This is a genomic window from Pseudomonas sp. SWI36 (genome assembly GCF_002948105.1).
Classification (GTDB): domain Bacteria; phylum Pseudomonadota; class Gammaproteobacteria; order Pseudomonadales; family Pseudomonadaceae; genus Aquipseudomonas; species Aquipseudomonas alloputida.
Window position 1 is genome coordinate 3,632,338 of sequence record NZ_CP026675.1, and the last position, 21,059, is coordinate 3,653,396.

At 62.9% G+C, this 21,059-nt stretch carries 22 protein-coding genes; 15 read left to right on the forward strand and 7 right to left on the reverse strand.

The genetic code is table 11. The features are described from left to right. Nucleotides 1-18: 18 nt before the first annotated feature. The 3 genes from C4Q27_RS17310 to C4Q27_RS17320 form a co-directional block, all read right to left on the reverse strand. Nucleotides 19-1,701 carry a ShlB/FhaC/HecB family hemolysin secretion/activation protein gene (locus tag C4Q27_RS17310; RefSeq protein WP_064490973.1) on the reverse strand — a complete coding sequence of 561 codons (1,683 nt, stop codon included), beginning with the start codon at nucleotides 1,699-1,701 and terminating at the stop codon, nucleotides 19-21. Nucleotides 1,702-1,861: 160 nt separating this feature from the next. After that, complete coding sequence (locus C4Q27_RS17315) at nucleotides 1,862-2,416, reverse strand: murein L,D-transpeptidase family protein (protein WP_010952551.1); 555 nt, start codon at nucleotides 2,414-2,416, stop codon at nucleotides 1,862-1,864. 22 nt (nucleotides 2,417-2,438) lie between these two features. Continuing rightward, entirely contained in the window at nucleotides 2,439-2,990 is a 552-nt protein-coding gene (locus C4Q27_RS17320) for an NUDIX hydrolase (RefSeq protein ID WP_020191181.1), read from the reverse strand. Between the two features lie 123 nt (nucleotides 2,991-3,113). On the opposite strand from C4Q27_RS17320, the gene C4Q27_RS17325 reads away from it, so the two are divergent. The 5 genes from C4Q27_RS17325 to purT all read left to right on the forward strand — a co-directional run bounded on the left by C4Q27_RS17325 (nucleotide 3,114) and on the right by purT (nucleotide 6,396). Continuing rightward, nucleotides 3,114-3,713: a CoA pyrophosphatase gene (locus C4Q27_RS17325; protein WP_020191180.1), complete on the forward strand. Its 600-nt coding sequence runs from the start codon at nucleotides 3,114-3,116 to the stop codon at nucleotides 3,711-3,713. A 43-nt stretch (nucleotides 3,714-3,756) separates the two neighbouring features. Continuing rightward, complete coding sequence (locus C4Q27_RS17330; RefSeq protein WP_020191179.1) at nucleotides 3,757-4,281, forward strand: gamma carbonic anhydrase family protein; 525 nt, start codon at nucleotides 3,757-3,759, stop codon at nucleotides 4,279-4,281. A 1-nt stretch (nucleotide 4,282) separates the two neighbouring features. Continuing rightward, a complete protein-coding gene (locus C4Q27_RS17335; protein ID WP_162497239.1) occupies nucleotides 4,283-4,474 on the forward strand; it encodes a DUF1289 domain-containing protein in 192 nt (63 codons plus the stop codon). A 196-nt stretch (nucleotides 4,475-4,670) separates the two neighbouring features. After that, complete coding sequence (locus C4Q27_RS17340) at nucleotides 4,671-5,138, forward strand: VUT family protein (RefSeq protein ID WP_104887117.1); 468 nt, start codon at nucleotides 4,671-4,673, stop codon at nucleotides 5,136-5,138. Between the two features lie 76 nt (nucleotides 5,139-5,214). Next, entirely contained in the window at nucleotides 5,215-6,396 is a 1,182-nt protein-coding gene (gene purT, locus C4Q27_RS17345; protein WP_012053590.1) for a formate-dependent phosphoribosylglycinamide formyltransferase, read from the forward strand. 133 nt (nucleotides 6,397-6,529) lie between these two features. On the opposite strand, the gene C4Q27_RS17350 is transcribed toward purT, so the two are convergent. From C4Q27_RS17350 to C4Q27_RS17360, 3 genes are all read right to left on the reverse strand, one after another. After that, nucleotides 6,530-7,828: an MFS transporter gene (locus tag C4Q27_RS17350; RefSeq protein ID WP_010952558.1), complete on the reverse strand. Its 1,299-nt coding sequence runs from the start codon at nucleotides 7,826-7,828 to the stop codon at nucleotides 6,530-6,532. Nucleotides 7,829-8,100: 272 nt separating this feature from the next. After that, nucleotides 8,101-9,306, reverse strand: a complete 1,206-nt coding sequence (locus C4Q27_RS17355; protein ID WP_010952559.1) for a transporter associated domain-containing protein — start codon at nucleotides 9,304-9,306, stop codon at nucleotides 8,101-8,103. Nucleotides 9,307-9,315: 9 nt separating this feature from the next. Then, on the reverse strand, nucleotides 9,316-10,125 hold the full coding sequence (locus tag C4Q27_RS17360; RefSeq protein WP_064490840.1) for an inner membrane protein YpjD: 810 nt from the start codon (nucleotides 10,123-10,125) through the stop codon (nucleotides 9,316-9,318). Between the two features lie 312 nt (nucleotides 10,126-10,437). On the opposite strand from C4Q27_RS17360, the gene ffh reads away from it, so the two are divergent. The 6 genes from ffh (at nucleotide 10,438) to C4Q27_RS17390 (ending at nucleotide 14,518) form a co-directional block, all read left to right on the forward strand. After that, nucleotides 10,438-11,814 carry a signal recognition particle protein gene (ffh, locus tag C4Q27_RS17365; RefSeq protein WP_003252139.1) on the forward strand — a complete coding sequence of 459 codons (1,377 nt, stop codon included), beginning with the start codon at nucleotides 10,438-10,440 and terminating at the stop codon, nucleotides 11,812-11,814. A gap of 259 nt (nucleotides 11,815-12,073) precedes the next feature. After that, nucleotides 12,074-12,325, forward strand: a complete 252-nt coding sequence (rpsP, locus tag C4Q27_RS17370) for a 30S ribosomal protein S16 (protein ID WP_003252142.1) — start codon at nucleotides 12,074-12,076, stop codon at nucleotides 12,323-12,325. Nucleotides 12,326-12,330: 5 nt separating this feature from the next. Next, complete coding sequence (gene rimM / locus C4Q27_RS17375) at nucleotides 12,331-12,867, forward strand: ribosome maturation factor RimM (protein ID WP_003252144.1); 537 nt, start codon at nucleotides 12,331-12,333, stop codon at nucleotides 12,865-12,867. Nucleotides 12,868-12,870: 3 nt separating this feature from the next. Further along, the gene (trmD, locus tag C4Q27_RS17380) at nucleotides 12,871-13,623 is read left to right on the forward strand and encodes a tRNA (guanosine(37)-N1)-methyltransferase TrmD (protein WP_003252146.1); all 753 of its coding nucleotides are present in this window, start codon (nucleotides 12,871-12,873) and stop codon (nucleotides 13,621-13,623) included. 42 nt (nucleotides 13,624-13,665) lie between these two features. Further along, nucleotides 13,666-14,016 (forward strand): 50S ribosomal protein L19, encoded by a 351-nt coding sequence (rplS, locus tag C4Q27_RS17385; RefSeq protein WP_003252148.1) that lies wholly within the window; start codon nucleotides 13,666-13,668, stop codon nucleotides 14,014-14,016. Nucleotides 14,017-14,110: 94 nt separating this feature from the next. Continuing rightward, nucleotides 14,111-14,518 (forward strand): acyl-CoA thioesterase, encoded by a 408-nt coding sequence (locus C4Q27_RS17390; RefSeq protein ID WP_014592194.1) that lies wholly within the window; start codon nucleotides 14,111-14,113, stop codon nucleotides 14,516-14,518. 3 nt (nucleotides 14,519-14,521) lie between these two features. On the opposite strand, the gene C4Q27_RS17395 is transcribed toward C4Q27_RS17390, so the two are convergent. Next, nucleotides 14,522-16,327 carry a sodium:proton antiporter gene (locus tag C4Q27_RS17395; protein ID WP_020191174.1) on the reverse strand — a complete coding sequence of 602 codons (1,806 nt, stop codon included), beginning with the start codon at nucleotides 16,325-16,327 and terminating at the stop codon, nucleotides 14,522-14,524. Nucleotides 16,328-16,395: 68 nt separating this feature from the next. Here C4Q27_RS17395 and xerD point away from each other — a divergent pair, with 68 nt between their 5' ends. The 4 genes from xerD (at nucleotide 16,396) to thrC (ending at nucleotide 21,046) form a co-directional block, all read left to right on the forward strand. Then, complete coding sequence (gene xerD, locus C4Q27_RS17400) at nucleotides 16,396-17,292, forward strand: site-specific tyrosine recombinase XerD (protein ID WP_003252154.1); 897 nt, start codon at nucleotides 16,396-16,398, stop codon at nucleotides 17,290-17,292. 153 nt (nucleotides 17,293-17,445) lie between these two features. Continuing rightward, nucleotides 17,446-18,189, forward strand: coding sequence for a thioredoxin fold domain-containing protein (locus C4Q27_RS17405; protein ID WP_049587384.1), 744 nt, complete (start codon nucleotides 17,446-17,448; stop codon nucleotides 18,187-18,189). Nucleotides 18,190-18,272: 83 nt separating this feature from the next. Further along, a complete protein-coding gene (locus C4Q27_RS17410) occupies nucleotides 18,273-19,577 on the forward strand; it encodes a homoserine dehydrogenase (protein ID WP_003252157.1) in 1,305 nt (434 codons plus the stop codon). Nucleotides 19,578-19,636: 59 nt separating this feature from the next. Then, the gene (gene thrC, locus C4Q27_RS17415) at nucleotides 19,637-21,046 is read left to right on the forward strand and encodes a threonine synthase (protein WP_010952565.1); all 1,410 of its coding nucleotides are present in this window, start codon (nucleotides 19,637-19,639) and stop codon (nucleotides 21,044-21,046) included. The last annotated feature ends 13 nt before the right edge of the window (nucleotides 21,047-21,059 follow it).

The following is a 21,059-nucleotide window of genomic DNA, read 5'->3' on the forward strand; positions in this document are numbered from 1 at the left end:
CTCTTTGTTGTGGGTGAATCAGATGCTCAGGGTCCAGTCCAGCACCCAGAAGCCGGGCTCCAGCCGCGGGCGGGGCAGGTCGCTGGTGTACAAGGCGCGTTGGTAGTCCAGGCGCAGGCGGCTGCCGGGCAGGCTCAGTTCCAACCCTGCGGCGGCCCCGGCCAGGCGCTGCGACGGTTTGCCTTCGGCGGTGCGAACCCAGCCCAGGTCCAGGCCGATGTAGGGGCGTATCTCGAAAGGTGGGGCCCAGGTCCGTGGCAGCGCCTGGCTGAACGTATTGCGCCAGACGGCGCTGCTGGCACCGGAGTAAGTGTGCAGACGAAAGCCGCGGACAGCCGAATCGTCGCTGACCAGCAGCTGTTCGACGGCAGGCAGCGGGTCGCGGCTGTACTGCATGGCCAGCTCGCTCTGCCAGCGCCAAGGGCTGGGTGCCGGGCCTTGACGCAGGTGCAGCAGGTTGGCGCGGTACTTGCGAAAGTCCGGGCGCAGGCGTTGAGCACCCAGGGGCGAGCGGTCGGCACCCAATGCGTCAATGCCTTGGGCAACGCCGAAGTAACCGTTCCACAGGCCACTTTCGAGCCACAGCAGGTTGATGCCGGCCTCTACCGTGGCCAGCGTCGGGCTTTGCTGGACGATAACCGCGCCAGCACTGCGGTTGATCAGCTGCTTGCGGTCCAGACGGGCGCTGGCGCTGAGCATGCCTTGCTGGTTGCGCCACAATACCCGCTCGACACTCAGGCCCTGATAGCTGCTGCTGCCGTCGGCAGCCTTGTCGCTGTAGGGGAGGGGGGCTTGATAGCTTAGCTGGCTGGCGCTGAGGGCAAAGGTCCAGGCGCCGTAGGGGATGCTGTAGTACAACGATATCCCTTGGCTTTGGCCGGGCGTATCGAGCACCGTGCGGGTCAACGACAGGCGCAGCTCATCATTGAGGCCAAGCGGGCTGTCCAGGCCAATGCCGAGGTTGACGCGGTGGCGGCCGGTCAGCTCGCTGCCCCGGTTGTCGAAGCGGCTGTCCAGGTGCCAGCGTGAAGCAACCTTGCCCGGCTGCACGACCACGCGGGTGCCGCCCTGCAGTTCGCCGGGCAGCAAGGTGGCGCCCAGTTCATAGGCGCGAAGGCGGTTGAGCTGGTCCAGGCCTTGCTCAAGGTCGGGCAGGTACAGTGGCTGCCCAAGCAGGCCTGGGAAGGCATTGGAGAGAGACAGGGGCAGGTCGGGGCCAGCCAGTTCGATGGTTTCGACAAAGCCTTCGACAATGACGATGTCCAACGGCATGCCCTCTGCTGGGGGCTGCCGCAGGTAGGGGCGGCTGGTTGGGTAGCCGGCTTGTACATAACGTTGGGTGATGGCTTTGAGCAGCCGGTTGATGTCGGCGATGCCCATGCAGGCAGGCGTGAGGGCACGGATGGTGGGCGCCAGTGCCGAGTTCGAAAGCTGGTGCATGCCCGCCACGCGCACGCCATCGACTGCCCAGCAGCGATCATCGTGCGGGCGGTGGGAAGTGCTGTTGGTCGGTTCAGTCGGGGCGGGTATACGCTGCCAGCGTTCCAGCCGCTGCTGTTGCTCCAGTTGCCGCAGCCCATGCTGTTGATCGCGCAGCTGCTGGCTGGCAGGGTCGTCGGCCAGCACCTGGGGAACGGACAGCAAGCCAGAAAGGCAACCGGCCGACAGCCAATGGGCGATGCGGTGAATCAGGCACGGCATTGAAGCACCCCGCAAATGATGTACGGTTTTCGTACTCGTCTGCGTGGATGCTAGAAATTAAGCCACTCGTATGGATGCAGTACCCTGCCTAAGCACCTGTCAGGCAAGTTCGCGCTAAATGGTGAGAAGGTTCCTACAACTTTTGCCGGAAGGCTCTATATCAAGGGCGGATCTCGATCAGCGTTCCATCCCGAACCAAGTCCCATACTTCCTGCATGTCGCGGTTGCGCATGGCAATGCAACCATCCGTCCAGTCCAGGGTATGGAAGTACCATTCCGGGTATTCATCGTTGATCGGTGTGCCGTGAATCATGATCATGCTGCCGGCATTCACCCCTGCCCGGGTCGCGCGGGCGGCATCGCTGATGTTCGGGTAATTGATGTGCATGGCCAGGTTGAAGCGGTCGCTCTGCTTGCGCCAGTCCAGCCAGTACAAGCCCTCGGGGGTTTTCTTGTCGCCTTCGCGTTCCTTGGCGCCCTTGGGCTGCTTGCCCAGCGAGATGCGGTAGGTTTTCAGCGGCTCGCCGCGGCTGATCAACTGCAGGCGGCGCTCCGACTTGATCACCAGCACCTTGTCGATCAACGGTTGCATGGCTTGCTGCGAAGGCGAGGGGGTTTGCGCTGCCGGCGCGGGCTTGCGGATGATGGTTTCGGTGAAGGCCGCCTGGGACACCGAGGTAACGCAAAGGCAGAAAAGGGCAAGCAACCAGCGCATGTAACAGTATCCCTGAAGGCGTTTAGGTGTGTGGCGAAACGTTCATCGGCGGCAGGTATTCATGGCCTATGGGGTAGTGCTGGCCGATGCGGTCGCGATAGTAGCATTCTAGTGTGCGAGTGACGGTGCGGAAAGCCAGCTCGTCCCACGGTATCTCATGTTCTTCGAACAGGCGCACCTCCAGGCTTTCGACACCGACGGCAAAGTCCAGGTCCGCCAACTCGGCGCGGAAGAACACATGCACCTGGCTGATGTGCGGCAGATCGAACAGCTGGTACAGGGACGTCGGCCCGACCCGGGCGCAGGCTTCCTCGACGGTTTCGCGACGCGCGGCCTGGTCGAGGGTTTCGCCGTTTTCCATGAAACCGGCGGGCAGGGTCCAGAAACCCCGGCGCGGCTCAATGGCGCGGCGACACAGCAGCACCTGGCTGCCCCAGGTCGGCAACACGCCGGCCACGATGTTGGGGTTCTGGTAGTGGATGGTCTGGCAAGAGCCGCAGACGTACCGCAGGCGGCTGTCGCCCTCGGGGATCCGCTGAGTGACCGGTTGGCCGCATGCGCTGCAGAATTTCATGTGTGGTTCCTTATGCTCAAGGCTATCTTGGCGCGGCCACCGTGCCGCCGCAAGCGCTGGGGCTTGGGTGCTTCGCGGCTTTGGTGCATCATGCAACACAGGACCTGGATACGAGCGTGCGCAATGCTGGACGAGCTACTTCGCCGAATGAGCAACCACCAACCCGCGTCATTGGAAACCGACAGGCGGTTCCCCGAAGCGGCGGTCCTCTTGCCCATTACCCGCAGCGAAGCGCCCGAACTGGTCTTGACCCTGCGCGCCAAGGGCCTGTCTACCCACGGTGGCGAAGTAGCCTTTCCCGGTGGCCGCCGCGACCCGGAAGACCCGGACCTGGTCTTTACTGCCCTGCGCGAGGCTGAAGAAGAAATCGGCCTGCCCCCTGGCCTGGTGGAGGTGATTGGTCCGCTCAGCCCGCTGATTTCGCTACATGGCCTGAAAGTGACGCCATTCGTCGGGCTTATCCCCGACTTCGTCGAATATCGCGCCAATGATGCCGAGATCGCGGCAGTATTCACCGTGCCGCTGGAATTCTTCCGGCAGGACCCGCGCGACCATACCCACCGTATCGATTATCAGGGGCGTAGCTGGTATGTGCCCAGTTACCGCTATGGTGAATACAAGATCTGGGGGTTGTCGGCGATCATGATCGTCGAGCTGGTCAACCTGCTGTTCGATGCCGGTATCAGCCTGCATCAGCCCCCTGAGCGTCACATCGAAAATTGAGCGGGCCTACCCCGCCGTCTGCGTCGCAGCCTGAGGAACAAGCATGAAATATCGCCTGGGCGACCTGCGGGTCGAGAGCCACCCCACCAGTTGGGCCGCCCCCAACGCCACGCTCATTGGCAGCGTGCGCCTGCAAGCCCATGCCAGTGTGTGGTTTGGCGCGGTGTTGCGCGGTGATAACGAGCTGATCGACATCGGCGAAGGCAGCAACGTGCAGGATGGCACGGTGATGCACACCGACATGGGCTCGCCACTGACGTTGGGCAAGGGCGTGACCGTTGGCCACAATGCCATGTTGCATGGCTGCACGGTGGGCGACTTCAGCCTGGTCGGTATCAACGCAGTGATCCTCAATGGCGCGCGCATTGGCAAGCACTGCATCATCGGCGCCAATGCACTGATCGCCGAGGGCAAGGAAATTCCGGACGGTTCGCTGGTGATGGGCTCGCCGGGCAAGGTGGTACGCGAACTGACCGAGCAGCAGAAGCGCATGCTTGAAGCGAGTGCCGCACATTACGTGCACAATGCCCAGCGCTATGCGCGGGATCTGGTGGTTGATGATGAGTGAAGTGGTCGAGCGGCCGGTGGCATCACCGTGCGTGAGCATTTGCGCGCTGGACGAGCAGGATATCTGCACCGGCTGCCAGCGTACCGTGGCCGAGATTGGCCGCTGGGGGCGGATGGACAACGACGAGCGTCGGGCGGTGCTCAAGCGTTGCCATGAACGGGCAGTAGAAGCCGGCCTCATCATGCAGGCCTGACGCGAACCCTGTAGGAACGGGTTTACCCGCGTACACCGGCGAAGCCGGTGCCATGCACCGCAGTGGCAGCTTCGCGGGCACGCCCGCTCCCACAGGTACAGCGACAGCCTTGAGGGCTGCACAACATCTATGGGAGCGGGTTTACCCGCGAACGGCCCAGCGGTAATCTGTACGGCTTGCCCACAGACAGCCCGCCATGCTCTATCTGATTGCCTACATCAGCAGCGTAGTGCTGATCAACTATGCCTTCTCCAGTGCCCCGCACCTGGACATCATCTGGTCCGCCTGGGGCGGCCTGGTGTTCATCCTGCGCGACATGGTGCAGACCCGTTTTGGTCATGGCGCCCTGTTCGCCATGCTGGTGGCACTGGTGCTGTCCTATGTCACCTCGGAACCGGCCATCGCCCTGGCCAGCGCCACTGCGTTCTTCATCTCCGAGCTGATCGACTGGCTGGTGTTCAGCATCACCCGTCGGCCGCTGCGAGACCGCCTGTGGCTCAGTTCGGCGCTGAGCATCCCGGTGGATACCTTCATTTTCTTCGGCATGATCGGCGCGCTGACCCCGGCAGTGATCGGCACCGCGATGGCCTCGAAGTTCGCCGGTGTAACCGCGGTGTGGCTGGCCATGGCATTTCGCGCCCGGCGGGCCGCCGTGGCCGGTTGATGGTGTAGAATAGTGGTCCTTTTTCAGCGGGTGGCGCCTAGCCTGGCGCGGCCCCGGATGCCTTCGAGGACCTGAAATGACCCGTATCGGAACCCCATTGTCGCCCACCGCGACCCGTGTACTGCTCTGCGGCTGTGGCGAGCTGGGCAAGGAAGTGGTAATCGAGCTGCAGCGCCTGGGCGTCGAAGTAATCGCCGTCGACCGCTACGCCAATGCTCCGGCAATGCAGGTGGCGCACCGCAGCCATGTGGTCAACATGCTCGATGGCGTTGCCCTGCGCGCGGTGATCGAAGCCGAGAAGCCGCACTACATCGTGCCGGAAATCGAAGCCATCGCCACCGCCACCCTGGTCGAGCTGGAAAACGAAGGTTTTACCGTGGTGCCCACCGCCCGCGCCACCCAGTTGACCATGAACCGCGAAGGCATCCGCCGCCTGGCTGCCGAAGAGCTGGACCTGCCAACCTCGCCGTACCACTTCGCCGACACCTATGAAGACTACGCCAAGGCCGTAGCCGACCTGGGTTACCCGTGCGTGGTCAAGCCGGTGATGAGCTCGTCGGGCAAGGGCCAGAGCTTGCTGCGCAGCGATGCTGACCTGCAGGCGTCGTGGGACTATGCCCAGGAAGGCGGCCGCGCTGGCAAGGGCCGGGTGATCGTCGAAGGTTTCATTGACTTCGAATATGAAATCACCCTGCTGACCGTGCGCCACGTGGGCGGTACCACCTTCCTTGAACCCGTTGGCCACCGTCAGGAGAAGGGCGATTACCAGGAGTCCTGGCAGCCACAGGCCATGAGCCCGAAGGCGCTGGCCGAATCGCAGCGCGTGGCCAAGGCGGTCACCGATGCCCTCGGCGGTCGCGGCCTGTTTGGTGTGGAGCTGTTCGTGAAGGGCGACCAGGTGTGGTTCAGCGAAGTGTCGCCGCGCCCGCATGACACCGGTCTGGTCACCCTGATTTCCCAGGACCTGTCGCAATTCGCCCTGCATGCTCGCGCCATTCTCGGCCTGCCGATTCCGGTGGTGCGTCAGTTCGGCCCGTCGGCTTCGGCAGTGATCTTGCCCGAAGGCCAGTCCCAGCAGACCAGCTTCGCCAACCTGGGCGCAGCGCTGAGCGAGCCGGATACCGCCATTCGCCTGTTCGGCAAGCCGGAAATCAATGGCACCCGCCGCATGGGTGTGTGCCTGGCGCGTGACGAATCGGTCGAACTGGCGCGGGCCAAGGCGACCCGCGCTTCGCAGGCGGTCAAGGTCGAGTTCTGATCCGAGAGTGCTGGGGCTGCTTTGCAGCCCTATCGCGACACAAGGCCGCTCCCACAGGGATAGCGCAGCTTCCAGGCTTACGCGATCCCTGGGGCCTTGTGTCGCGATAGGGCCGCAAAGCGGCCCCAGTGGCTTACAGCGTGGTATTGCGCGTCTCTTTCAGGCACAGCACGGCAATCAGGCTGATCACCGCTGCCACCGACACATAACCCCCCACCCAGCTCAAACCCCCCATGCTCACCAGCTTCTGGGCAAAGAACGGTGCTGCCGAGGCGCCGACGATACCGCCCAGGTTATACGCCGCCGAGGCACCGGTATAACGCACGTGGGTCGGGAACAGCTCTGGCAGCAGTGCACCCATCGGCGCGAAGGTCACGCCCATCAGGAACAGCTCGATGGCCAGGAACAGCGCCACGCCTGCAGTCGATCCCGAGGTCAGCAGTGGCTCCATGGTAAAGCCCGAAGCTATCGCCAGCAGGCCGCCGACGATCAGTACCGGCTTGCGCCCGTAACGGTCACTGAGCCAGGCCGACAACGGTGTGGCCAGTGCCATGAACACCACCGCGAAACACAGCAGGCCAAGGAACGTTTCGCGGCTGTAGCCCAGTGTGGTTACGCCGTAGCTCAGCGAGAACACCGTGGAAATGTAGAACAGCGCATAGCACACCACCATGGCCGCAGCGCCCAGCAGGGTTGGCAGCCAGTATTTGGAGAACAGGTCGACCACCGGCATTTTCACCCGCTCGTGGCGGGCAACGGCCTTGGCGAACACCGGGCTCTCTTCGAGCTTCAGGCGCACGTACAGGCCTACCAGTACCAGTGCGGCGCTGAGCAGGAACGGAATGCGCCAGCCCCACTCGCGGAACTGCTCGTCGCTGAGCACCAGGGCCAGGGTCAGGAACAGGCCGTTGGCCGCCAGGAAGCCGATTGACGGGCCCAACTGCGGGAACATGCCGAACCAGGCCCGCTTGCCTTCCGGGGCGTTTTCGGTAGCCAGCAGGGCCGCGCCACCCCATTCGCCGCCCAGGCCCAGGCCTTGGCCAAAACGCAGCAGGCAGAGAATGATCGGCGCCCACACGCCAATGCTGTCATAGCCTGGCAGCACGCCAATGGCGGTGGTGGATACGCCCATCAGCAGCAGCGAGGCGACCAGCGTGGATTTGCGACCGATACGGTCGCCAAAATGGCCGAACAACGCCGAGCCCAGTGGCCGGGCGAGAAAGGCGATACCGAAGGTGAGGAAGGCGGCCAGCATTTGCGCGGTGCCCGACCCGGACGGGAAGAACACCGGCCCGATCACCAGGGCTGCGGCGGTGGCGTAGACGTAGAAATCGTAGAACTCGATGGCGGTGCCGATGAAGCTGGCAGTGGCTACCCGCGCAGGCGAGTTGACTGGCGCGGCAGGCGCTTGGGCATAAGTGCTGCTTGTCATTGAGGAGGTCCCTGACAGTCTGGTCCGGCTCCATGGGCTTGGCCCGCGACGGCATGCCCTGCAAAAGGGCGGGTACGGTTAAGCGGGCGCCGGAGCGTTTTATTGTGTGCGCCCGACTGACGATAGCCCAAGGGGGTAGGGGCGGGGCGGGTACTGTTCGGGGGTGTTGACGCAGGACCGCAGGGCGTATCAGTGGAGCGGACTGGCCGTGGAGCGCCGGGTGCGGGTAGCGGGCGTGACGGCGGGGCTGGGTAAGCGTGACCCGAGTATAGCTATCGGGTCACGGTCCACACCAGTACCTTGCTGGCGCAATTGTCCTCTGTTTCAAGGATTTCCAGGCGATAGCGGCCTATTTTCAGGCAAACAGCGCTTTCCGGGATGCTTTCCAGCGCCTCGGTGACCAGCCCGTTGAGGGTTTTCGGCCCGCCGTCGCAGGGCAGGTGCCAGCTCAGGGTGCGGTTGATTTCGCGTAACGAAGCGGTGCCATCGATGACGAAGGTACCATCGGGTTGCGGGTGCACATGCGGGTTTTCCAGGCTTTGCTCGTCCTCGAACTCGCCTACGATCTCTTCGAGAATGTCTTCCAGGGTGACGATACCCAGTACTTCGCCGTACTCGTCCACCACCACGCCCAAGCGGCGTTGCTGCTTGTGGAAGTTCAACAACTGCATTTGCAGGGGCGTGCTTTCCGGTACGAAATAAGGTTCGTAGCAGGCGCTGTGCAGCGCTTCCAGGGTCAGCTCGGCCTTGGGCAGCAGGTGGCTGATCAGCTTGGTGTTGAGGATCGCTTCGACCTGGTTGATGTCGTTGTGGTAGACCGGCAGGCGGGTGTGGCGGCTGACGATCAGCTGCTCGACGATGCGTTCGATCGGCTCGTCGAGGTTGATGCCATCCACTTCGTTGCGCGGCACCAGGATGTCGTTGACGGTGATCTTGTCCAGCGACTGCAGGCCGTCGAGCAGACCCTGGCGAGGTGCTTCGTGCTGTTCATCCTCATCGAAGTCGTCGGCCTCCTGCGTGTGCAGGGCCACCGCCGTGGGCTGTGCCCGGAACGGGCGCAGAATCAGCTTGGCGGCGCCGTCCAGCAGGCAGGCCAGTGGCTGCAGCAGTGCAAGAGGCACTTTCAGAAGGCTGGCACCAAGGCTCACGAACGCCTGCGGGTTACGCCGGGCCAGGCGCCGCGGCAGGTACTCGGCAAACACCAGCAAGGTGAGGGTCGCGGCCAGGCCTGCCAGCCAGAAGCCGTGCTCGCCACTCTGGCGCTGGCCCACCAGGCAGGCCAGCCCCAGCACCAGCAGCTTGCCCAGGCTGGCGCACAGCACCAAGGCCTGGGCTGGCAGCACGGGATGGCCGTCTTCGCCGGCGCGCAGTGTGCCATTGAGCTGCAGGCGGGCAGCCTCCACGGCAGTGAACAGTGCTGACCACAAAAGGGCCAGTGCCAGAGTGCCGAATAGCGGTGCGTACGGCAGGGTGTCCATGGGCGGCCGTCAGATATGCAAGATGAATTCGCGAACCAGCTTGCTGCCGAAATAGGCCAGCATCAGCAGGCAGAAACCGCTCAGCGTCCAGCGGATGGCCATGTGGCCCCGCCAACCCAGGCGGGTGCGGCCCCACAGCAGCACGCTGAACACCACCCAGGCGACACAGGCCAGCAAGGTCTTGTGCGCCAGGTGCTGGGCGAACAGGTTGTCGAGGAACAGCCAGCCGGAGATCAGCGACAGCGACAGCAGGCACCAGCCGGCCCAGAGGAAGCCGAACAGCAGGCTTTCCATGGTTTGCAGTGGCGGGAAGTTGCGGATCAGCCCGGACGGGTGCTTGTTCTTCAGCTGGCGGTCCTGCAGCAGCAACAGCAGCGACTGGAACACCGCGATGGTGAACAGCCCGTAGGCCAGGATCGACAACAGGATGTGCGCAAGGATGCCGGGTTCTTCGTTGATCAGCGGTACCGTGCCGGGGGGGGCGAACTGGGCCAGCAGCGCGGTCACCGCACCCAGCGGGAACAGCAGCACCAGCAGGTTTTCCACGGGTATGCGCAGGCAGGCCAGCAGGGTCAGGGAGATGACCGCCACGGCGATCAGGCTGGCGGCGCTGAAGAAGTCCAGGCTCAGGCCCAGCGGGGTGATCAGCTGGAAGAACAGTGCACCGGCCTGGGCCAGGACCGCGATGGCACCCAGCAGGCCAAGCAGGCGCTTTTCGGCCTTGCGGCCCTGGGACAGGTATGAGCCCTGGTAGATGGCCGCCGCTATATATAGGCCGGCTGCGATCAGGTTGGGGATGAGGCTGGGTGAGGAGACCATAAGTCCTGGTTGGCGAGCCTTTAAAGAGACGGAGTTTGGCATAGATTCCGCTGATCAAGGAAGACTGAAGGCTTGTGTCGGGGCATTCGTGGGCACGCCCGCTCCCACAGGGATGGCGCAGGCCTGCAAGCAGTGAGGATCCTGTGGGAACGGGCGCGCCCGCGAAGAGGCCAGCACAGCCACCGAATATCTACCAAGGTGTGCGTCGCCGCTGCACTTCGCTATAATCGCCGCCTTGCTGTGCCCGGCGGGTGTGTGTTTCCCCCCTGGCACCTGACAAACCTCGGCTTTACTGGGCCTGAAAGGATCACCATGTTCGAAAACCTGACCGACCGCCTGTCACAGACGCTGCGCCATGTCACCGGCAAGGCCAAGCTGACCGAAGACAACATCAAGGACACGCTGCGCGAAGTGCGCATGGCGCTGCTCGAGGCCGACGTTGCCCTGCCGGTAGTCAAGGATTTCGTCAACAGCGTCAAGGATCGTGCGGTCGGGACCGAGGTGTCGCGCAGCCTGACTCCGGGCCAGGCATTCGTGAAGATCGTCCAGGCCGAGCTGGAAAGCCTGATGGGCGCGGCCAACGAAGACCTCGCACTGAACGCCGCCCCGCCTGCCGTCGTGCTGATGGCGGGCCTGCAGGGCGCGGGTAAGACCACCACCGCCGGCAAGCTGGCGCGCTTTCTTAAAGAGCGCAAGAAAAAGAGCGTGATGGTGGTGTCTGCCGACGTCTATCGTCCGGCGGCGATCAAGCAGTTGGAAACACTGGCCAACGATATCGGCGTCACCTTCTTCCCGTCCGATATCAGCCAGAAGCCGGTGGCCATCGCCGAAGCCGCCATCCGTGAAGCCAAGCTGAAGTTCATCGACGTGGTCATCGTCGACACCGCCGGCCGTCTGCACATCGACGCCGACATGATGGACGAGATCAAGGCGCTGCACGCTGCCGTCAAACCAATCGAGACGCTGTTCGTGGTCGACGCCATGACCGGCCAGGACGCTGCCAACACCGCCAAGGCCTTTGGCGAGGCGCTGCCGCTGACCGGTGTGGTGCTGACCAAGGTTGACGGTGACGCCCGAGGCGGTGCTGCGCTGTCGGTACGTGCGATCACCGGCAAACCGATCAAGTTCATCGGTATGGGTGAGAAGACCGAGGCCCTCGAGCCGTTCCACCCCGACCGTGTCGCTTCGCGCATCCTCGGCATGGGCGACGTGCTCAGCCTGATCGAGCAGGCCGAGCAGACCATCGACAAGGCCAAGGCCGACAAGCTGGCCAAGAAGCTGAAGAAGGGCAAGGGCTTCGACCTCGAAGACTTCCGTGACCAGCTGCAGCAAATGAAGAACATGGGCGGCCTCGGCGGCCTGATGGACAAGCTGCCAAGCATCGGCGGGGTCAACCTGTCGCAAATGGGTAACGCCCAGGGCGCGGCCGAAAAGCAGTTCAAGCAGATGGAAGCGATCATCAACTCCATGACCCCGGCCGAGCGCCGCGACCCTGACCTGATCAGCGGTTCGCGCAAGCGCCGTATTGCGTTGGGTTCCGGTACCCAGGTGCAGGACATCGGCCGGCTGATCAAGCAGCACAAGCAGATGCAGAAGATGATGAAGAAGTTCTCTGCCAAAGGCGGCATGGCCAAGATGATGCGCGGCCTCGGTGGGATGCTGCCAGGTGGCGGCATGCCAAAGCTGTAACCCCTGATCCGGGTGCCTGCCTTTTGTCGGGCAGGCGCCCAGAACCCCCGCTGTAGCGGGGCAACAGCCGCGAATTTCGCGGCGCAACCGGCAAATCTGGACGGCAGGGCGAGGCCTTGCCGAAAAAGTCATTTGCAAATGTCCGTGTATTCCCCGAGAATATGCGGCCTTTTGGGCACCCGTGTGCCTATTTGGCATTCAGATTTGCAGTACCAGCTGCTGTATCAACTGCAGCACCGACTATAGGAACGATGTTCACATGGTAACCATTCGTCTGGCCCGTGGCGGCTCGAAAAAGCGCCCATTCTACCACCTGACCGTGACCAACTCGCGTAACGCCCGTGACGGCCGTTTCGTTGAGCGCGTAGGTTTCTTCAACCCAATCGCTGCTGGCGCCGAAGTTAAGCTGTCGGTCAACCAAGAGCGCGTCACCTACTGGCTGAGCCAGGGTGCACAGCCGTCTGAGCGTGTTGCTCAGCTGCTGAAGGAAGCTGCCAAGGCCGCTGCCTGAATAGTATGAACGCGACGCCAGAAAAGGCTGACGACCTCATCGTCGTTGGCAAGATTTTTTCGGTTCACGGCGTTCGCGGCGAGGTGAAGGTGTATTCCTTTACCGATCCGATTGAAAACCTGTTGGATTATCCACGCTGGACGCTTCGGCACGAAGGCAAGGTAAAGCAGGTCGAGCTGGTCAGCGGTCGTGGCTCCCAAAAGGGCCTGGTCGTGAAGCTGAAAGGTCTCGACGATCGCGATGAAGCCCGTCTTCTGAGCGGTTACGAAATCTGCATCCCGCGGAGCCTTTTGCCCAACCTGGCTGCCGACGAGTACTACTGGTACCAGTTGGTAGGTCTGAAGGTCATCAACCAGGACGAACAACTGTTCGGCAAGGTCGATCACCTGTTGGAGACCGGTGCGAACGATGTAATGGTGGTCAAGCCCTGCGCAGGCAGCCTGGATGATCGCGAGCGTCTGTTGCCCTATACGGAGCAATGTGTGCTGGCAATCGACCTCGAAGCAGGCGTGATGCGGGTCGAATGGGACGCGGACTTCTAAACGATGGGTAACCTTCGCGTAGACGTCATCACGTTGTTCCCCGAGATGTTCTCGGCCATCACGGAGTACGGCATTACCAGCCGCGCGGTGAAACAAGGGTTGCTTCAGGTGACTTGCTGGAACCCGCGGGACTACACCACAGATCGTCACCATACGGTAGATGATCGGCCGTTTGGCGGTGGTCCGGGCATGGTGATGAAAATCAAGCCTCTGGAAGACGCCCTGGTTAGCGCCAGGCAGGCGACCGGAGCAGCGGCGAAGGTGATCTACCTTTCGCCACAAGGCCGCAAGCTGACTCAGCAGGCGGTCAAAGGCCTGGCCGAACAGGAATCGTTGATCCTGATCGCCGGTCGTTATGAAGGCATCGACGAGCGCTTTATCGAGGCTCATGTCGATGAGGAGTGGTCGATTGGCGACTATGTGCTTTCCGGTGGCGAGCTGCCGGCCATGGTACTGATCGATGCGGTTACGCGACTGCTGCCCGGAGCTTTAGGGCATGTGGACTCGGCGGAAGAAGATTCCTTCACCGACGGTCTGCTCGATTGCCCGCACTACACCCGGCCTGAGGTGTATGCGGATCAGCGTGTTCCCGACGTGTTGCTAAGTGGCAACCATGCACATATCCGGCGTTGGAGGATGAAGCAGTCCCTTGGTAGGACCTTCGAACGACGCGCCGATCTTCTGGAAAGTCGCTCGCTTTCTGGAGAAGAGAAGAAGCTGCTCGAGGAATATCTCCGCGAGCGGGACGATAGTTAAACGTATCGATGGTGGATCGCGTATCCATCTTAGGAGCACAGCATGACCAACAAGATCATCCAGCAGCTCGAAGCCGAGCAGATGAGCAAGGAAATCCCAACCTTCGCACCAGGCGACACCGTTGTCGTTCAGGTTAAAGTGAAGGAAGGTGAGCGTTCCCGTCTGCAGGCGTTCGAAGGCGTCGTTATCGCCAAGCGTAACCGCGGTCTGAACAGCGCCTTCACCGTGCGCAAGATCTCCAGCGGCGTTGGCGTAGAGCGTACCTTCCAGACCTACAGCCCGCAAATCGACAGCCTGGCCGTGAAACGTCGTGGTGACGTGCGTAAAGCCAAGCTGTACTACCTGCGCGACCTGTCCGGCAAAGCCGCTCGCATCAAGGAAAAACTGTCCTGAGTGCAGTTTGCCCGGTGGCCGAGGCCGCCTAGCGAGAAAAAAGCAGCCTTCGGGCTGCTTTTTTGCGTTTTGAAACCCCGAAAATGTGATTGCCATGACGACCCGAGACCAGGAAATCCAGCGCCGCACCGAACTGTCGGTGACCCGCGTGACCAAGGCGGTGTTCCCCAATACCACCAACCACCACAACACCCTGTTCGGCGGCACCGCCCTGGCCTGGATGGACGAAGTGTCGTTCATCGCTGCCACGCGTTTCTGCCGCCTGCCGTTGGTGACCGTGTCTACCGACCGCATCGATTTCAAGCACCCGATTCCGGCGGGCTCGATCGTCGAGCTGGTGGGGACGGTGATCAAGGTTGGCAATACCAGCCTGCAGGTGCAGGTGGATGTGTTTGTCGAGAACATGTACCTGGATGGCCGTGACCGGGCGATCCATGGGGTGTTCAGCTTCGTCGCCATCGACGAGGACAAGCGCCCGGTGCCCGTGCTGCCAGGCGCCTGAGTATCACGGCTCTGGTGCTGGCTCGATCAATGCCACCAGGGTCCAGCCCGGTTGTGGCTGCAACGGGTTATCAGGGCTGGCTACATGGACCCAGCCCTGGCCATCGCGCGCGAACAGCAAGTGTGCCCGCTCGCCATGCAGCGCCTGGTAGGCATCCCAGCCAAAGCCTTCGGTCAGGTTGGTGCTATACAGCTCGGCGCCCTGATGCATGCGGTTGGCCAGTTGCAGGTAGGTCATCGGCTTGGCCCCCAATAGATGCCCACGGTGTTCTTCGGCCGCCCGATGCTTGTCGCTACGTTGTTTCTCCAGACCACTGGCTAGCACGAACAGCCGGCTGTGGCCGAAATCATGACGGAACCTGGCGCAGGCCAGGGCATTGATTTCGCCGGCGGGAGAGAGGCCCAGCAAGTGCCCGAGGCCGACCAGGTCAAGATGGGCGTCGGCATGCTGCGAGGCCGGGTTGCCAAAGTAGGTCGTGAGCCCGTCCATGCGTGCGGCGCGGATGTTTTCCCAGCTGGAGTCCGTCAGCAAAACCCGGCAGCCCAGGTGTTGAAGGGCTTTGGCAATGGCCCGGGCCGGTTCGTTGGCACCGACGATGAGAAACCCGCTGGGTGCCGGTTCGGCGACCTTGAGCAGGCGTGCCAGCGGCCTGGCCGTGGCGCTTTGCAGTACCACCGTGCCGATGATGACCGCGAAGGTCAACGGTACCAGCAGCAAGGCATCCTGGTGGCCGGCCTGGTGCAGGCGGATGGCAAAAATGGCTGAAACGGCCGCCGCGACGATGCCGCGTGGCGCAATCCAGGCCAGCAGCGCGCGCTCCCGCCAGTTGAGTGTCGAGCCCAGTGTGGCCAGCCAGACGTTGAGCGGGCGTGCCAGCAGCTGGATCACCAGCAACAATGCCAGCACAGCAGGGCCAAGGCCTAGCAGGGCATGCAGGTCAAGGCGTGCAGCCAGCAGGATGAACAGGCCGGAAATCAGCAGGACACTGAGGTTTTCCTTGAAGTGCAGGATCTGCCGCACATCAACCCCGCGCATGTTGGCCAGCCACATGCCCATCACGGTCACGGCAAGCAGCCCGGACTCGTGCATGATCTGGTTGGCGGCGATGAATATCCCCAGTACCGCCGCCAGTGACGCGAGGTTGTGCAGATACTCTGGTAGCCACTGTTCGCGCATGATTTGCCCCAGCAGCCAGCCCCCCGCCGCGCCCAGGGTGGTGCCGCAGAAGAGCACACCGGCGAAGGTGATGAGGCTCTGGCTCAGGCCGTTACCCTCGGCGCTGGCGATGATGAAGCTGTAGACCACCACGGCGAGCAGCGCGCCGATGGGGTCGATCATGATCCCTTCCCAACGCAGGATGTTCGCGATCGCTGCCTTTGGCCGCACCACGCGCAGCATGGGCACGATCACCGTGGGGCCGGTCACCAGGGTCAAGGTGCCGAAAAGAATCGCCAGCGGCCAGTCGAACCCGAGCAGCCAGTGGGTTGCCAGTGCAATCACCAGCCAGGTGACCAGTGCACCCACCGTGACCAGGCGATGCACCACGCTGCCAATCTCGCGCCACTGCGACAGGTGCAGGGTCAGGCTGCCTTCGAACAGAATCAGCGCCACCGACAGCGACACCAGCGGCATCAGCAATGGGCCGAACAGCGCCTCGGGGTCGAGCCATCCCAGCGCTGGGCCGGCAAGGATCCCGGCCAACAACAGAAACAGAATTGCCGGCAACTTCAGGCGCCAGGCCAGCCACTGGCAGGCGAGCGCCGCTGCGCCGATGCCGCCCACACTCAGAAGGATCTGCTGTTCGCTCATGCGGGCTCCCTATGCCGGCGTTGTTATGAAAGACTAAGCGCCATTTCGTCGTTTGCCACCGAGATTTCATGCCCGCCCTCGACCACCCCCTGATCGACCAGTTCCTTGACGCCCTATGGCTGGAAAAAGGCCTGTCCGACAACACCCGCGTGTCCTACCGCAGCGACCTGGCCCTGTTCAATGGCTGGTTGCAGGAGCATTCGGTATCGCTGCCGGACGCCGGCCGCGACCTGATCCTCGATCACTTGGCCTGGCGCCTGGATCAGGGCTACAAGCCACGTTCCACGGCGCGTTTCCTCTCCGGCCTGCGCGGCTTCTTCCGTTACCTGCTGCGGGAAAAGCTGGTGGCCATCGACCCGACCCTGCAGGTCGACATGCCGCAATTGGGCAAGCCGCTACCCAAGTCGCTGTCCGAAGCCGACGTCGAAGCCCTGTTGCAGGCTCCGGACCTGGGCGAAGCCATTGGCCAGCGCGACCGTGCCATGCTCGAAGTGCTCTACGCGTGCGGCCTTCGGGTTACCGAACTGGTCAGCCTGACCCTCGACCAGGTCAACTTGCGCCAGGGTGTGCTGCGGGTGATGGGCAAGGGCAGCAAGGAGCGTCTGGTGCCCATGGGTGAAGAGGCGGTGGTGTGGTTGGAGCGCTACCAGCGCGATGGCCGCGCCGAACTGCTCAATGGCCGGCCCAGCGACGTGCTGTTCCCCAGTCAGCGCGGCGAGCAGATGACGCGCCAGACCTTCTGGCACCGTATCAAACACCACGCACGGGTTGCCGGCATCGACAAGCCGCTGTCGCCGCACACCCTGCGGCATGCCTTCGCCACCCACCTGCTCAACCACGGTGCCGACTTGCGGGTGGTGCAGATGCTGCTGGGCCACAGTGACCTGTCGACCACACAGATCTATACCCATGTCGCCAAGGCCCGCCTGCAGCAGTTGCACGCCCAGCACCACCCGCGTGGATGAATGTTTTTCATGTTCCGCCGACCGGTCCTTGCGACCCCCTTCACGGGCAGCGTGATGTGGTAGGCTTGGGCGGTTTGCACCAAGGGCCGCACGGTCACCGCGTATTTTCCGCAGGTGGCGCCCTCCGGCCCCTGTCCGCCTTCAGGAGTTCCCATGCGCGTGACCCAGTTTTTCGCCGCCGCCGCGTTGGCGCTGGCCAGTACCTTTGCCGTTGCCGCGGCAACCGATAGCAACGCCGGTGCCGAGCAGGCCATCCGTAAATCGTTGCAGAACCTCGAACTGGAAGTGCCTGTGGAAAGCGTGGCCAGCAGCCCGCTCAACGGCCTCTATGAAGTCAAGCTGCAGGGCGGCCGCGTGCTGTACGCCAGCGCTGACGGCCAGTTCGTGATGCAGGGCTATCTGTTCCAGATCCAGGACGGCAAGCCGGTCAACCTCACCGAAAAAACCGAACGCCAAGGTATCGCCAAGCTCATCAACGGCATTCCAGCCGGCGAGATGGTGGTTTATCCTGCCAAAGGCGAGACCAAGTCGCACATCACCGTGTTCACCGACACTACCTGCCCGTACTGCCACAAGCTGCACGCCGAAGTGCCCGAGTTGAACCGTCGCGGTATCGAAGTGCGCTATGTCGCCTTCCCGCGCCAGGGCCTCGGTTCGTCGGGTGACCAGCAGTTGCAGGCGGTGTGGTGCTCCAGCGACCGCCGCGGGGCGATGGACAAAATGGTCGAAGGTGAAGAAATCAAGGCCGCCAAGTGCAGCAACCCGGTCAGCAAGCAGTTCCAGCTGGGTCAGTCGATCGGGGTCAACGGCACGCCGGCCATTGTTCTTGAAAGCGGCCAGGTCATTCCGGGCTACCAGCCGGCACCGCAGGTCGCCAAGCTGGCACTTGCCAAGTAATCCAGTTCAGTACGCCGTCGTCATGGGGTGACGGCAAGTTTCACGGTCGGCAAACGTGTCGGCCGTTCAATGGGGAGTTCACAGTGAAACCGGTCAAAGTAGGCATCTGTGGGTTGGGGACCGTCGGTGGCGGAACCTTCAATGTACTTCAGCGCAACGCCGAGGAGATTGCCCGCCGTGCCGGGCGCGGTATTGAAGTGGCACAGATCGCCATGCGCTCGCAGAACCCGAACTGCCAGATTACCGGTACCCCCATTACCGCTGACGTGTTCGAAGTTGCAAGCAACCCGGAGATCGACATTGTCATCGAGCTGATCGGTGGCTATACCATCGCCCGCGACCTGGTGCTGAAGGCCATCGAAAACGGCAAGCACGTGGTCACCGCCAACAAGGCGCTGATTGCCGTGCACGGCAACGAAATCTTCGCCAAAGCCCGCGAGAAGGGCGTGATTGTCGCGTTCGAGGCGGCCGTAGCCGGTGGCATCCCGGTGATCAAGGCCATCCGCGAAGGCCTGTCGGCCAACCGCATCAACTGGCTGGCTGGCATCATCAACGGCACCGGCAACTTCATCCTCACCGAAATGCGTGAGAAGGGCCGTGCCTTCCCGGACGTGCTGGCTGAAGCCCAGGCGCTGGGCTACGCCGAAGCCGACCCGACCTTCGACGTAGAAGGCATCGACGCTGCGCACAAGCTGACGATCCTGGCGTCCATCGCGTTCGGTATCCCGCTGCAGTTCGACAAGGCCTACACCGAAGGTATCACCCAGCTGACAACGGCAGACGTGAACTACGCCGAGGCCTTGGGCTACCGCATCAAGCACCTGGGTGTGGCGCGTCGCACCGCCGAAGGTATCGAGCTGCGCGTGCACCCGACGCTGATCCCGGCCGACCGCCTGATCGCCAACGTCAACGGTGTGATGAACGCTGTCATGGTCAACGGTGATGCTGCCGGCTCCACCCTGTACTACGGTGCTGGCGCGGGTATGGAGCCTACCGCTTCGTCAGTGGTCGGCGACCTGGTCGACGTGGTCCGTGCCATGACCTCCGACCCGGAAAACCGTGTGCCGCACCTGGCCTTCCAGCCAGACTCGCTGTCGGCCCACCCGATCCTGCCGATCGAAGCCTGCGAAAGCGCCTACTACCTGCGCATCCAGGCCAAGGATCACCCGGGCGTACTGGCCCAGGTCGCCAGCATCCTCTCGGAGCGCGGTATCAACATCGAGTCGATCATGCAGAAGGAAGCCGAGGAACAGGACGGCCTGGTGCCAATGATCCTGGTGACCCATGGCGTGGTCGAGCAGCGAATCAATGACGCCATCGTCGCCCTGGAAGCCCTGCAGGACGTGGTCGGCAAGGTTGTGCGCATTCGCGTCGAGCAGCTCAACTAACAAATATTGCCGACGGGCCGCCCGCGCGGCCCCGGCCCCAGCATCGAAGGTTTGCACCCATGCGCTATATCAGTACCCGCGGCCAGGCACCGGCCCTGAATTTCGAAGACGTGCTGCTGGCTGGCCTGGCCAGCGACGGCGGCCTCTACGTGCCGGAAAACCTGCCACGCTTCACCCAGGAAGAAATCGCCTCGTGGGCCGGCTTGCCCTACCACGAGCTGGCCTTCCGTGTGATGCGTCCGTTCGTCGAAGGCAGCATCGCCGACGCCGACTTCAAGAAGATCCTCGAAGAAACCTACGGCGAGTTCGCCCACGCTGCGGTCGCCCCGTTGCGTCAGCTGAACAGCAACGAGTGGGTGCTGGAGCTGTTCCACGGCCCGACCCTGGCGTTCAAGGACTTTGCCCTGCAGTTGCTCGGCCGCCTGCTTGACCATGTGCTGGCCAAGCGCAACGAGCGCGTGGTCATCATCGGTGCCACCAGCGGTGATACCGGTTCTGCCGCGATCGAAGGCTGCCGCCGTTGCGACAACGTCGACATCTTCATCCTGCACCCGCACCAGCGTGTGTCGGAAGTGCAGCGCCGCCAGATGACTACCATCTTTGGCGACAACATCCACAACATCGCCATCGAAGGCAACTTCGATGACTGCCAGGAAATGGTCAAGGCCAGTTTCGCCGACCAGTCGTTCCTCAAGGGCACCCGCCTGGTCGCCGTCAACTCGATCAACTGGGCGCGGATCATGGCCCAGATCGTCTACTACTTCCATGCAGCCCTGCAGCTGGGTGGCCCGGCGCGCTCGGTGGCGTTCTCGGTACCGACCGGCAACTTCGGCGACATCTTCGCCGGCTACCTGGCGCGCAACATGGGCCTGCCGGTCAGCCAATTGATCGTCGCCACCAACCGCAACGACATCCTGCACCGCTTCATGAGCGGCAACCAGTACGTCAAGGAAACCCTGCACGCGACCCTGTCGCCGTCGATGGACATCATGGTCTCGTCCAACTTCGAGCGCCTGCTGTTCGACCTGCATGGCCGCAACGGTGGTGCGATTGCCGAGCTGATGGCCAACTTCAAGCAAGGTGGCGGCTTCAGCGTCGAGCAAGACCGCTGGACCGAAGCCCGCAAACTGTTCGACTCGCTGGCTGTCAGCGACGAGCAAACCTGCGAGACCATCGCAGAAGTGTTCGCCGCCACCGGTGAAGTGCTCGACCCGCATACCGCAATCGGCGTCAAGGCTGCCCGCGAGTGCCGCCGTAGCCTGGACACGCCAATGGTGGTGCTGGGTACCGCGCACCCGGTCAAGTTCCCGGAAGCGGTGGAGAAGGCCGGTGTGGGCAAGGCGCTGGAGCTACCCGCGCACCTCAGCGACCTGTTCAGCCGTGAAGAGCGTTGCACTGTACTGGCCAACGACCTGAAGGCTGTACAGGGCTTTGTCAGCCAGCACGGCAACCGCGGCAAGCCGCTGTAATTGCATGGCGTTT

Excerpts from the sequence above, each read along its gene's own strand:
- ffh (WP_003252139.1), top strand. The coding sequence starts at position 10,438 with ATGTTCGAAAACCTGACCGACCGCCTGTCACAGACGCTGCGCCATGTC.
- rplS (WP_003252148.1), top strand. The coding sequence starts at position 13,666 with ATGACCAACAAGATCATCCAGCAGCTCGAAGCCGAGCAGATGAGCAAG.
- C4Q27_RS17325 (WP_020191180.1), top strand. The coding sequence starts at position 3,114 with ATGCTGGACGAGCTACTTCGCCGAATGAGCAACCACCAACCCGCGTCA.
- xerD (WP_003252154.1), top strand. The coding sequence starts at position 16,396 with ATGCCCGCCCTCGACCACCCCCTGATCGACCAGTTCCTTGACGCCCTA.
- C4Q27_RS17360 (WP_064490840.1), bottom strand. The coding sequence starts at position 10,125 with ATGGTCTCCTCACCCAGCCTCATCCCCAACCTGATCGCAGCCGGCCTA.
- C4Q27_RS17355 (WP_010952559.1), bottom strand. The coding sequence starts at position 9,306 with ATGGACACCCTGCCGTACGCACCGCTATTCGGCACTCTGGCACTGGCC.
- C4Q27_RS17320 (WP_020191181.1), bottom strand. The coding sequence starts at position 2,990 with ATGAAATTCTGCAGCGCATGCGGCCAACCGGTCACTCAGCGGATCCCC.
- trmD (WP_003252146.1), top strand. The coding sequence starts at position 12,871 with ATGGGTAACCTTCGCGTAGACGTCATCACGTTGTTCCCCGAGATGTTC.
- C4Q27_RS17310 (WP_064490973.1), bottom strand. The coding sequence starts at position 1,701 with ATGCCGTGCCTGATTCACCGCATCGCCCATTGGCTGTCGGCCGGTTGC.
- C4Q27_RS17340 (WP_104887117.1), top strand. The coding sequence starts at position 4,671 with ATGCTCTATCTGATTGCCTACATCAGCAGCGTAGTGCTGATCAACTAT.
- C4Q27_RS17395 (WP_020191174.1), bottom strand. The coding sequence starts at position 16,327 with ATGAGCGAACAGCAGATCCTTCTGAGTGTGGGCGGCATCGGCGCAGCG.
- C4Q27_RS17350 (WP_010952558.1), bottom strand. The coding sequence starts at position 7,828 with ATGACAAGCAGCACTTATGCCCAAGCGCCTGCCGCGCCAGTCAACTCG.
- purT (WP_012053590.1), top strand. The coding sequence starts at position 5,215 with ATGACCCGTATCGGAACCCCATTGTCGCCCACCGCGACCCGTGTACTG.
- thrC (WP_010952565.1), top strand. The coding sequence starts at position 19,637 with ATGCGCTATATCAGTACCCGCGGCCAGGCACCGGCCCTGAATTTCGAA.
- C4Q27_RS17315 (WP_010952551.1), bottom strand. The coding sequence starts at position 2,416 with ATGCGCTGGTTGCTTGCCCTTTTCTGCCTTTGCGTTACCTCGGTGTCC.
- rpsP (WP_003252142.1), top strand. The coding sequence starts at position 12,074 with ATGGTAACCATTCGTCTGGCCCGTGGCGGCTCGAAAAAGCGCCCATTC.
- C4Q27_RS17330 (WP_020191179.1), top strand. The coding sequence starts at position 3,757 with ATGAAATATCGCCTGGGCGACCTGCGGGTCGAGAGCCACCCCACCAGT.
- C4Q27_RS17390 (WP_014592194.1), top strand. The coding sequence starts at position 14,111 with ATGACGACCCGAGACCAGGAAATCCAGCGCCGCACCGAACTGTCGGTG.
- C4Q27_RS17405 (WP_049587384.1), top strand. The coding sequence starts at position 17,446 with ATGCGCGTGACCCAGTTTTTCGCCGCCGCCGCGTTGGCGCTGGCCAGT.
- rimM (WP_003252144.1), top strand. The coding sequence starts at position 12,331 with ATGAACGCGACGCCAGAAAAGGCTGACGACCTCATCGTCGTTGGCAAG.